Below are 11,656 nucleotides of genomic sequence, written 5' to 3'. Positions count from 1 at the left end.
CGGTGCCGGTGGAGCCGGCGGAGCTGGCGGCGCCGGCATTTTGGCCGCGCCCGCCACATCGGGCGTCACCATCGGGGGCCACGGCGGTGCCGGCGGCAACGGCGGAACCGGCGGCACCGGCGGCAACGGTGGCGGCGGCGGGCTCCCCGGGGCCGTGGGCGGGTCCGGAGGTTTGATCGGCGACACCGGTCAGCGCGGCGTCGCCGGCGCGGGCGGTGCCGGCGGCAACGGCGGAATCGGCGGTACCGGCAGCGCCGGTGGCCGGGGCGGCGCGGGGCAAACTGTGGGCAACAGCGGCACCAGTGGCGTCGCCGGCGGCATCGGCACGCCGGGCACTCGCGGCTAACCCATCGGCACGGCCGGTCGAGTCCTGCGCGAGAAGCGCCTACCCGGATTGGGCACACCACCGGTCGCGGCGCCGAGTGCCGAAGGCCTTAACACGCCGCCCGCCGAGCTTGCCGTTCGACCCAATCCCGGCACGAAGCTCGGCCTAGCTGCGCTTGACGGCCTTTCTTGCCGGCGCCTTCTTGGCCGGCGCCTTGCGCGCGGTCTTCTTGGCAGTACGCTTTACCGGCCCGCGCGCCCGTCGATCCGCCAACAGCTCGGAGGCTCGTTCGTCGGTGATCGACAGTACGTCGTCGCCCTTGCGCAAACTCGCGTTGGTCTCACCATCGGTGACGTAGGGCCCGAAGCGGCCGTCTTTGATCACCATCGGCTTACCCGACGCCGCATCGACACCCAGCTCGCGCAGCGGCGGCGCCGAAGCACTTTGCCGTCCAGCACGTTTCGGCTCGGCGTATATCTTGAGCGCTTCCTCTAGCGTGATCGTGAACATCTGCTCTTCGGTGGCCAGAGAACGAGAATCGGTGCCGCGCTTAAGGTATGGGCCGTAGCGCCCATTCTGCGCGGTGATCTCGTCGCCGGTAGCGGGGTCCACACCGACCACCCGGGGCAGCGAAAGCAGCCTCAGCGCATCCTCGAGAGTCACCGTCTGCAAATCCATGGTGCGCAGCAGTGAACCACTGCGCGGCTTGGGACCGGTTGGTTTCTTACCCTTTTTGGCGGGTTCGGCGCTGGGGTCGGGCGGGGGCTCCGGCAGAATCTCGGTCACGTACGGCCCGTAGCGGCCGTCCTTGGCGACGATCTCGTGTCCAGTTGCCGGGTCGACGCCCAGCACCCGGCCCTCCTGCGGGGTGGCGAAAAGCTCTTCGGCCACATCCAAAGTCAGCTCGTCGGGAGTGAGCGAGTCGTTCAAGTTGGCTCGCTGCGGAGTCGGCTCACCATTGTCGCCGGTTACCGTGCGCTCCAGGTATGGCCCGTTCTTGCCGACGCGTACGTAGACCGGACGGCCTTCGGCGTCGTCAAAAAGCTTGATGGAGTTGACTTCTCGCGCGTCGATACCTTCGAGGTTGACACCGACCAGCTTTTTCAGGCCACCCGAGCGGGCCACCGAATCCGGCACTCCGTGGTCGCCGCCGAAGTAGAAGTTGTTGAGCCAGTTGGTGCGTTGCTCGTTGCCCGAGGCGATCGCGTCGAGTTCGTCCTCCATCGCCGCGGTGAAGTCATAGTCGACCAGCCGGCCGAAATGCTGTTCCAGCAAACCGGTTACGGCGAATGCGACCCAGGAGGGCACCAGGGCACTGCCCCGCTTGTGTACATATCCGCGGTCCTGAATGGTCTTGATGATCGACGAATACGTCGATGGGCGACCGATGCCCAGCTCCTCGAGCGCCTTGACCAGTGACGCCTCGGTGTAGCGCGCGGGCGGGTTGGTGGCGTGCCCGTCCGGGGTCAACTCGATGGCGTCCAGCCGCTGGCCCGGCGTTAGATTCGGCAGCCGCCGCTCGGCGTCGTCGGCCTCGCCCCCGGCCAACTCGTCGACGGTTTCCACGTAGGCCTTCAGGAAGCCGGGGAAGGTCAGGGTGCGCCCGCTGGCCGAGAACACCACATCCTGGTCGCCGGCCCGGCCTTGGATGCGCAGGCTCAGCGTGGTGCCCCGCGCGTCGGCCATTTGCGAGGCCACCGTGCGCTGCCACACCAGCTCATAGAGGCGGAACTCGTCGCCGTCGAGTTCGCGGCGCACCGCGTCCGGGGTGGCGAACGTTTCCCCGGCGGGCCGGATGGCCTCGTGGGCCTCCTGGGCGTTCTTCACCTTGCGGGTGTACTGCCGCGGCGACGCGGCGACGTATTCGTCGCCGTAGAGCTGGCGGGCCTGGGTGCGGGCGGCGTTGATCGCCGACTCCGAAAGTGTCGTGGAGTCGGTACGCATATAGGTGATGTAGCCGTTCTCGTATAGCCGCTGCGCGATGCTCATGGTGCGCTCGGCGGAGAATCGCAGCTTGCGGCTGGCTTCCTGCTGCAGCGTCGACGTCATGAACGGCGGGTATGGACGCCGGGTGTAGGGCTTCTCCTCGGCCGACGCCACGCTCAGCTGGGCGCCGCGCAGGGCCGTGGCCAGACTGGTTGCGGTGGCCTCGTTCAAGACGACGACCTCGTCGGCTTTGCGCAGCTGCCCCAGCGAGTCGAAGTCGCGGCCGGTGGCCACGCGCTGGCCGTCGACACCGGTCAGCCGTGCGGTGAAGGTCGGCGGCTGTGCCTGTGGGTCGGACACGCTGGCGTCCAGCCTGGCCAGGATGTCCCAGTAGGACGCGCTGCGGAAGGCCATGCGGTCGCGCTCGCGCTGCACGATGATCCGGGTGGCCACCGACTGCACCCGGCCGGCCGACAACTTCGGCGCGACCTTCTTCCACAGCACCGGGCTGACTTCGTAGCCGTACAGCCGGTCCAGAATGCGCCGGGTCTCCTGCGCGTCGACCAGATCGATGTCCAGGTCACGCGGATTTTCGGCGGCTTCGAGGATGGCCGGTTCGGTGATCTCGTGGAACACCATCCGCTTGACCGGTATGCGCGGCTTCAGGGTTTCCAGCAGATGCCAGGCGATGGCCTCACCTTCGCGGTCACCATCCGTGGCCAGGTAGAGCTCGTCGACGTCTTTGAGCAGGCCTTTGAGCTCGGTGACGGTGTGCTTTTTCTCCGGGCTGATGATGTAGAGCGGTTCGAAATCGTGGTCGACATTGACCCCGAGCCGCGCCCAGGGTTCGGACTTGTACTTCGCCGGCACGTCAGCCGCCGCTCGCGGCAGGTCGCGGATGTGGCCCCGGGACGACTCGACTATGTAGCCAGACCCCAGATAACCAGCCAGTTTGCGCGCCTTGGTGGGCGACTCGACGATTACAAGTCGCCGGCCGCTCCCGTTTCCCCTGCCTCCGCTAGCCCTCTTCGGGCCCCCATCAGCCAACTGCGCCTACGCTCCATCTCTCATGCCGGTCCCCTGGCGGAACCGCCCCGCAGGGAAGAATGACAGGTCGGCTCCCAAAAATCCGGTGAAATTGGCAGTACGCCGCCGTACCTTCGCTGCAAGCACCTGACAATTTCGCACCATTGGGCAGGCCCGCGCAAACCGGCCACCCCGCTCGCAGTCGTGGCCGCACCTTCAAACCGTGGGCCACTGGGCCAACGCCTCAGCGTTGTCCGGGGGTTCCCCCACGTTCTCTACCAGGCGCGATAGCCTGCGACGGCCGCTGATTCGAAGCGCCGGGTGGCCGCCGCGAGTCCCGATCAAAGTTGGTGCTATTCCCACGCGCATCAACGCCGATGCCAACGGCGAATGGGTGTCCGGCGCGTGCGGATCCAGACCCAGCAGATAACGGTCGGCCTCCGGGCTGCCCGCCGCCAGCGTCCACGCCCGCAGCTCCCGGGGTCCGGGCAACCACCTCGGCGGCACCGTCTTGACCGCACCCCGCGTCCACTCCGCGGCGAGGCCACGCAATAGCGGGTCAACAGCCGTCCGCACTAACGGACTGTCTTCCTCGGTTCGGGTGATCTCGGGTGTCAACCCAGCCTCGCGAATCATGTCTGCCAGCGCTGCGGCCCGCCAGGGCTGCTCCACCACCACCGACAGCCGGGCCCCGGAACCGACCAGCACAATTTGGCCGGAGGCCGCCAGCACCCCGGAAAGGTCCGCGACCGCGGGCGGAACCGATTCCGCGGCGAAGAAGGAAAGCTGGCTCACGTCACCGACAGTAAGCCAGCGGGCGGATGCGCGGCTTGAGGTATCCGGCGCGCCGACTTGAGCCGCGTCTCGACCGGCGTCTTGCCCGGGAAACGAAAACCCCCCGGGCTGGACCGCTGGGCGGTACTGCGCCGGGGGGATTCGTGCAGAATCTGCTCGGATTAAACGGAGCGGACTCCGGTGGCCTGGGGGCCCTTAGGGCTGTGGCCGATTTCGAACTCGACCTTCTGGTTCTCTTCGAGGGTGCGGAAGCCCGAACCCTGGATCTCCGTGTAGTGGACAAACACATCCGCGGAACCATCTTCGGGGGCGATGAAGCCGAACCCCTTCTCCGCGTTGAACCACTTCACAGTTCCCTGTGGCATCTCTCGATCTTTCCTTTTCTTCTGGGTGCGGGGCACCGCCTTTCGGCGCCCCGGGCCCGTTGCGACCGCCATACCGCGCGGAGTCGCCGGAATTTCACCCGACCGATAACCTCGCAGGAACCGCGGCCGCAACGTCGATCCTGCGAAAGTTTGACACGAACACAGAAGCTACGACCGCAATTAGTCAACCATGTTCATCGCGTTGGCGACAGCCTCTTGGCATGGACGAGTTGTCGAAGGGTTTTCACATGCCGGGTTTGGGGGCGAGTTTCGGCGGCGAATTGCTGACCGCTGCGCTCGCCGGAACGGCGGCGGGCGAGCATCCGCTGCGCCACGTCGCCGAGCTGCCACCCCGCAGCGGCCGGCCCCTCGAGTGGCCGCAGTGGGCTGAGCCCGACGTGGTAAGCGCGTTCACCGAGCGCGGGATCCGCGCGCCCTGGTCACACCAATATGACGCCGCGGAACTGGCCCATGCCGGGCGTCATGTGGTGGTGAGCACCGGCACCGCGTCGGGAAAGTCGCTGGCCTACCAATTGCCCGTGCTCAACGCGCTGGCGACCGATCCGCGGGCTCGGGTGCTGTATCTGGCGCCGACGAAAGCACTCGGGCACGACCAGTTGCGCGCCGCTTACGCGCTGACGTCATCCGTGGCCCGACTGCGCCAACCCGGTTTCGCGGTCGCACCCACGGCCTACGACGGCGACAGTCCCGACGAGATACGCCGGTTTGCGCGCGAGCGCTCCCGCTGGCTGTTTTCCAATCCCGACATGATCCATTTGTCGACATTGCGCAACCATCCACGCTGGGCGGTCCTATTGCGCAATCTGCGCTATTTGATCGTCGACGAATGCCATTACTACCGAGGGGTTTTCGGCTCCAATGTAGCGATGGTGCTGCGTCGGCTGTTGCGGCTGTGCGCGCGGTACTCGTCCTACCCGACGGTGATATTCGCCAGTGCGACAACGGCTTCGCCCGGCGCGACGGCCACCGAGCTGATCGGCGAGCCGGTCGCGGAGATCACCGAGGACGGCTCGCCCCAAGGCGCTCGCACGGTGGCGTTGTGGGAGCCCGCGCTACTGACCGACCTGATTGGCGAGAACGGCGCGCCGGTGCGGCGGTCCGCGGGCGCTGAGGCGGCGCGGGTGATGGCGGATCTGATCGTCGAGGGGGCGCAGACCCTGACGTTCGTGCGGTCGCGACGTGCGGCGGAACTGACCGCGCTGGCGGCGCAGGCGCGGCTCGAGGACATCGCGCCGGAATTGGCGCGGACGGTGGCGTCGTATCGCGCCGGTTATTTGGCCGAGGATCGCAACGCCTTGGAAGCTGCGCTGGCCGAGGGGCGATTACGCGGGCTGGCCACGACGAACGCGCTGGAGTTGGGCGTCGACATCGCCGGGCTGGATGCGGTGGTGCTGGCCGGGTTTCCCGGAACAGTCGCGTCGTTCTGGCAGCAGGCGGGCCGGTCCGGCCGGCGCGGTCAGGGCGCACTGGTGGTGCTGGTGGCACGCGACGACCCCCTGGACACCTATCTGGTGCACCACCCGTCGGCGTTGCTGGACAAGCCGGTTGAGCGAGTGGTGATCGATCCCGCCAACCCGTATCTTCTCGGCCCGCAACTCCTCTGCGCGGCAACAGAATTGCCGTTGGACACCGCGGAGGTCCGCACCTGGGAAGCCACCGAGGTGGCCGACGGCCTGGTCGACGACGGTTTACTGAAACGGCGCGGCGACAAGTACTTTCCGGCGCCCGGCATGGAGCCGCATGGGGCGGTGGACATCCGGGGGTCAGCCGGCGGGCAGATCGTCATCGTCGAATCCGACACAGGCCGACTGCTGGGCAGCACCGGCGTCGGTCAGGCACCGGCGTCGGTCCACCCCGGCGCTGTGTACTTGCACCAGGGCGAGAGCTACGTCGTCGACTCGCTGGATTTCGAGGAAGGCATCGCCTTCGTGCATGAAGAGGATCCCGGGTATGCAACTTTCGCGCGGGAGCTCACCGACATAGCTGTCACCGGAGCCGGAGAGCGTTTGTCATATGGGCCCGTCACGCTGGGTCTGGTGCCGGTTACGGTCACTCACCAGGTGGTCGGGTATTTGCGCCGCCGGCTCAGCGGGGAGGTGATCGACTTCATCGAACTCGACATGCCCGAGCACGTTTTACCCACTCACGCTGCCATGTACACCGTTGCCGCGGATGCATTGCTGCACGACGGCATTGAGGCTCCACGGATCCCCGGGGCGCTGCATGCCGCCGAGCACGCGGCCATCGGGCTACTACCCTTGGTAGCCAGCTGCGATCGAGGCGATATCGGCGGCTTGTCAACCGCGGTCGGCCCGGAAGGGCTGCCCAGTGTCTTTGTCTACGACGGCTATCCGGGCGGCGCCGGCTTCGCCGAGCGCGGGTTCCGCCAGGCACCCACCTGGCTGAACGCGACCAGAGCAGCCATCGAAGCATGCGAATGCCCGAGCGGATGCCCGTCGTGCGTGCAATCCCCAAAATGCGGCAACGGCAACGACCCGCTGGATAAGGCCGGTGCAGTGACCGTGCTGCGACTGGTGCTCGCGGAATTGGCTCGCGAAGCCCGCTGAGAGGCGGAATAGTTCTCACCCAAACCTCACGATGGATCAGCTGATGCGCGGTAGGGTGCGTTTCCTGCCGTTGCCACTCCAGACCTATTGACCACTGCCACAACAGATTTGGCCGGCATCGGTTCGGCGATCAGGACGGCCAGCGCGGCCGTTGCAGCACCGACCACAGGGGTGCTGGCCGCGGCCGCCCGACGACGTGTCCATGGCCGTCGCGGCGCAGTTCGGCGTGCACGCGCACGGCTACCAGACACTGAGCATCCAAGCGGCGGCTTTCCCGTGACCCAACGTAGTCGACGCCCCGACGATGGCCCTGGCTGGACGCCCGCTGACCGGTAACGGCGCAAATGGCGCGCCGGGGACCGGAGCCAACGGAGCACCTGGCGGCCTGCTTATCGGCGACGGCGGGGGCCGGCGGGTCGGGCGGCAACTCACACCCAGCCGGCGGCAACGGTGGAGCCGCCGGATTAGTGGCACGGCGGCAAGCCGTTGGGCCAGAACGGAATCAACGGACTGCCCTAACCCACATCGGTTGCTCCGGCCCACCCTGGTGTGTCTAATGCTCTGCCAGACAATAACATTGACGTTCACTGACGTCTGCTGGATCACTGCACGCGTCCGGTGGACAGCTGGCGCTGATGGCGAGCTGCGGCCGCGAGGACATCGAAGGCGGATGCGCACGGAGCTGGATCAACAATCATGCTGAGCGATAACGGACTGCCAGCGGAGAAAAGACTATTGCATCGGCTTCCTAAACGCGTACGGTGAGTTTTGCCGAACCGCACCGATGATGAATCGGACACTGGCCGTGGGTTCTGAGGAACTTTGGGAGGTGTCACATGTCGTTTGTCATGGCAGTGCCGCAGGGGCTAATTGCCGCCGCAACGGATTTGAACGGCATCGCGTCGACGCTCAGTTCGGCCAACGCAGCGGCGGCCGGCTCCACCACAGCGGTACTGGCCGCGGCCGGCGATCAGGTTTCCGCGGCGGTGGCCGCGTTGTTCTCCGGGCACGCCCAGGGGTATCAGGCGCTCAGCGCACAGGCGGAGGCGTTTCACGCCCAGTTCGTCCAAGCGGTGAACGCCACCGCCGGGGCCTACGCCGGTGCTGAGGCCGCCAGCGCCGCGGCGATCGCGGCGGCCAACCCGCTGCAGGCCATCGAGCAGCAGATCCTCAACGCGATCAACGCACCGTTCCTGACAGCTACCGGACGCCCGCTGATCGGCAACGGCGCGCCCGGGGCTGCGGGCACCGGCGCTGACGGCAAGCCGGGCGGCTGGCTGCTCGGTGACGGCGGCGCCGGCGGCTCGGGTTCGCCCGGCCTCAAGGGCGGCAACGGCGGGGCCGCCGGTCTACTGGGTAGCGGCGGGGCCGGCGGGACCGGCGGAACCTCGTTGACCGGCAACGGCGGGGCCGGCGGCAATGGCGGGGCCGGTGGGCTGCTCTCGGGCAACGCCGGTGTCGGCGGTCCCGGCGGACACGCAGCGGTCACCGGGATCGGCGGAGCCGGCGGAATGGGTGGGGCCGGCGGCCTGTTCGGCGCCGGCGGCGCCGGCGGCATCGGCGGAAGCAGTGCCGGCGGCAATGGCGCAGCCGGGGGGGCAGGCGGAAACGCGGGTGCGCTGGCCGGACTGGTCGGCGCCACCGGCGGTCACGGTGGCGCCGGCGGTTTAGGCCTTGCCGACGGAGGTGCCGGCGGGGGCGGCGGGGCCGGCGGGCTGCTCGCCGGTCCCGGTGGCGACGGTGGAAACGGCGGACTCGGCGGGGCCGGCGCGGGAGGTGCCGGCGGCGCCGGCGGCAAAGCCGGCTTCCTGTTCGGCCAGGGTGGGGCCGGCGGTAACGGCGGCACCACTGTCGGCACTGCCGGCGGGGTTGGTGGCCACGGTGGCGACGCCGGGCTGTTCATGTCCAGTGGCGGCGCCGGCGGAGCCGGCGGAATCGGGAGTGGCGCCGGCACGGTCGGTGGAATCGGCGGCGCGGGCGGCGCCGCGGGCCTTGTCGGCTTCGGCGGCGCCGGTGGGGTCGGCGGCCTCGCCGCCCTTGCCAACGGCGGCGTCGGCGGATCCGGCGGTCGGGGCGGCCTGCTGTTCGGCAGTGGCGGTGCGGGCGGTGAAGGTGGCCAGAGCATCACACAGACCGGCGGTGTCGGCGGCGTGGGCGGTAGCCCGGTGCTCTTCGGCACCGCGGGCAATGGCGGCAACGGCGGGTTTGGCATAACCATCGGCGCCAGCGGCGCCAACGGCCCCGCGGGGCCACTGCAGCCCGTGTTCAACGTCATTAACGCGCCCACCGAAGCGCTGTTGCAGCGTCCGCTGATCGGCAACGGCACCAACGGAGTTGCGGGCACCGGAGCACCCGGTACAGCCGGAGGATTCCTGCTCGGCGATGGCGGAGCCGGCGGCTCCGGCGCGCAAGGTCAGAATGGCGGCGCAGGCGGAGCGGCCGGGTTGTTCGGCAGCGGCGGAGCCGGCGGCAGCGGCGGGTTCTCGGCGACCGCTACCGGCGGAGCCGGCGGAGCAGGCGGCAATGCCGGACTGCTGGGGTGCGGAGGTATCGGCGGTGTCGGCGGTTACGGCAACTTCGCCGTGACGGGTGGCGTCGGCGGCGCCGGGGGGGCCGGCGGCAGGGCGGGCCAGCTGATGGGCATCGGCGGCGCCGGAGGTGCGGGCGGCCAAGGCGATGTCACCGGCGGCAACGGCGGTACCGGCGGCAACGCCGTCCTCATCGGCAACGGCGGCAATGGCGGCAACCCCGGGATCGGCCCAACGCCCGCTACCGGCGGCAAGCGCGGAACCGGCGGAGCGGCCGGTCTGTTGTTGGGTCTGAACGGAATCGACGGCTTGCCGTAGCTCGCGACCCCGCTGACTCGATGCGACCACACTCAATGGGCGGTGCGTAATCGTGTGGCGCGATATCACCCAGCGGCATTTGCGACCACCTTTGATCACAAACGTTGAGCTTCGCTGAACCGCATCCGATGATGAATCCGAAGCAGCAGGTTCTGCGGAGCTCTGGAGAGGTGTCACATGTCGTTTGTCATGGCAATGCCGCAGGGGCTGGCAGCAGCCGCAACGGATTTGAGCAGCCTCGCGTCGACGCTCAGTTCGGCCAACGCGGCCGCAGCCGCCCCGACGACGGCGCTGCTGGCCGCGGCCGGCGATCAGGTTTCGGCCGCCGTGGCCGCGCTGTTTTCCGGGCACGCCCAGGGGTACCAGGCGCTCAGCGCACAGGCGGAGGCGTTTCACGCCCAGTTCGTCCAAGCGGTGAACGCCACCGCCGGGGCCTACGCCGGTGCTGAGGCCGCCAGCGCCGCGGCAATCGCGGCGGCCAACCCGCTGCAGGCCATCGAGCAGCAGATTCTCAACGCGATCAACGCACCGTTCCTGACGGCTACCGGACGCCCGCTGATCGGCAACGGCGCGCCCGGGGCTGCGGGCACCGGCGCTGACGGCAAGCCGGGCGGCTGGCTGCTCGGTGACGGCGGCGCCGGCGGCTCGGGTTCGCCCGGCCTCAAGGGCGGCAACGGCGGGGCCGCCGGTCTGCTTGGCAGCGGCGGGGCCGGCGGCGCCGGCGGAAGCTCAACCACCGGTAACGGCGGCGCAGGCGGCAACGGCGGCGCAGGAGGGCTGCTTTCGGGCAACGCCGGCGTCGGCGGCGCCGGCGGGAGTTCAGTCGTGACTGGGAGCGGCGCTGCCGGCGGAATGGGTGGCGCCGGTGGACTGTTCGGCGCCGGCGGCGCCGGCGGCGTCGGCGGCGGCGGCGACAACCGTGGCGGGGCCGGCGGCGCCGGCGGGAACGCCGGTGCGCTGGCCGGGCTGGTCGGCGCTACCGGCGGTCACGGCGGGAACGGCGGGGTGGGTGGCAAAGCTGATGGCGGCGCCGGAGGTGCCGGGGGTGCTGGCGGCTTGCTTGCCGGCCCGGGTGGCGACGGCGGCAACGGTGGCATCGGATTGGGTCTCGGGGGAGACGGCGGCGCCGGCGGCAAAGCCGGCTTCCTGTTCGGCCAGGGTGGGGCCGGCGGGAACGGCGGTACCGGTGCCGGCCTGAGCGGTGGAGCCGGTGGGCACGGCGGCGATGCCGGCCTGTTCATGTCCAGCGGCGGCGCCGGTGGCGTCGGCGGGATCGGCGATAGCGCCACGGCAGTCGGAGGAGTTGGCGGGGCAGGCGGCAATGCCGGCGTGATCGGCTTCGGCGGAGCTGGCGGCATGGGCGGGTTCGGTGAGGTCACTAACGGAGGTGTTGGCGGCGCCGGCGGCAGGGGCGGTCTGCTGCTGGGCAATGGCGGCGCCGGCGGCGAAGGGGGACAAAGCATCATCGGTCCCGGTGGTGCAGGCGGCGTAGGCGGCAATCCGGTACTGATCGGCACCGCCGGCAATGGCGGCAACGGCGGCCTGGGCGCAACGATCGGCAGCAGCGGAGCCAATGGCGCGGCCGGCCCGCTGCAGCCGGTGTTCAACATCATCAACGCGCCCACCGAGGCGCTGCTGCACCGACCGTTGATCGGCAACGGCACCAACGGCGCCGCCGGCAGCGGAGCACCAGGCACACCCGGCGGCTTCCTGCTCGGCGACGGCGGGGCCGGCGGATCGGGCGGTGTGGATCAAAGCGGTGGGGCCGGCGGGTGTGCCTGGTGC

The 11,656-nt window shown here is 69.4% G+C and carries 7 protein-coding genes and 1 pseudogene; 5 read left to right on the top strand and 3 right to left on the bottom strand.

Annotation, left to right across the window (positions count from 1 at the left end):
- Window positions 1–346 (top strand): PE family protein (locus tag AWC27_RS30785; RefSeq protein ID WP_211281550.1); only part of this gene is annotated, 346 nt, incomplete at its 5' end.
- Window positions 347–490: 144 nt separating this feature from the next.
- On the opposite strand, the gene topA is transcribed toward AWC27_RS30785, so the two are convergent.
- The 3 genes from topA to cspA form a co-directional block, all read right to left on the bottom strand.
- Window positions 491–3,298 carry a type I DNA topoisomerase gene (gene topA, locus AWC27_RS03650; RefSeq protein ID WP_085669249.1) on the bottom strand — a complete coding sequence of 936 codons (2,808 nt, stop codon included), beginning with the start codon at window positions 3,296–3,298 and terminating at the stop codon, window positions 491–493.
- A gap of 195 nt (window positions 3,299–3,493) precedes the next feature.
- The gene (locus AWC27_RS03645; RefSeq protein WP_085669248.1) at window positions 3,494–4,072 is read right to left on the bottom strand and encodes a hypothetical protein; all 579 of its coding nucleotides are present in this window, start codon (window positions 4,070–4,072) and stop codon (window positions 3,494–3,496) included.
- A 161-nt stretch (window positions 4,073–4,233) separates the two neighbouring features.
- Window positions 4,234–4,437: a cold shock protein CspA gene (gene cspA / locus AWC27_RS03640; RefSeq protein WP_007166602.1), complete on the bottom strand. Its 204-nt coding sequence runs from the start codon at window positions 4,435–4,437 to the stop codon at window positions 4,234–4,236.
- A gap of 248 nt (window positions 4,438–4,685) precedes the next feature.
- Here cspA and AWC27_RS03635 point away from each other — a divergent pair, with 248 nt between their 5' ends.
- The 4 genes and pseudogenes from AWC27_RS03635 to AWC27_RS03615 form a co-directional block, all read left to right on the top strand.
- A complete protein-coding gene (locus AWC27_RS03635; RefSeq protein WP_139836745.1) occupies window positions 4,686–7,025 on the top strand; it encodes a DEAD/DEAH box helicase in 2,340 nt (779 codons plus the stop codon).
- 87 nt (window positions 7,026–7,112) lie between these two features.
- Window positions 7,113–7,299 (top strand): annotated as a pseudogene (locus AWC27_RS33095) (PE family protein); the annotation flags it as partial.
- Between the two features lie 562 nt (window positions 7,300–7,861).
- Window positions 7,862–9,871 carry a PE family protein gene (locus AWC27_RS03620; RefSeq protein ID WP_085669246.1) on the top strand — a complete coding sequence of 670 codons (2,010 nt, stop codon included), beginning with the start codon at window positions 7,862–7,864 and terminating at the stop codon, window positions 9,869–9,871.
- Window positions 9,872–10,048: 177 nt separating this feature from the next.
- The coding region (locus tag AWC27_RS03615; RefSeq protein ID WP_139836744.1) for a PE family protein at window positions 10,049–11,656 on the top strand (1,608 nt) is incomplete at its 3' end.

Source organism: Mycobacterium szulgai, from assembly GCF_002116635.1.
GTDB classification, from domain to species: domain Bacteria; phylum Actinomycetota; class Actinomycetes; order Mycobacteriales; family Mycobacteriaceae; genus Mycobacterium; species Mycobacterium szulgai.
The sequence above is the reverse complement of the archived record's forward strand: the minus strand, read 5'-3'. Positions and strand labels throughout refer to the sequence as shown.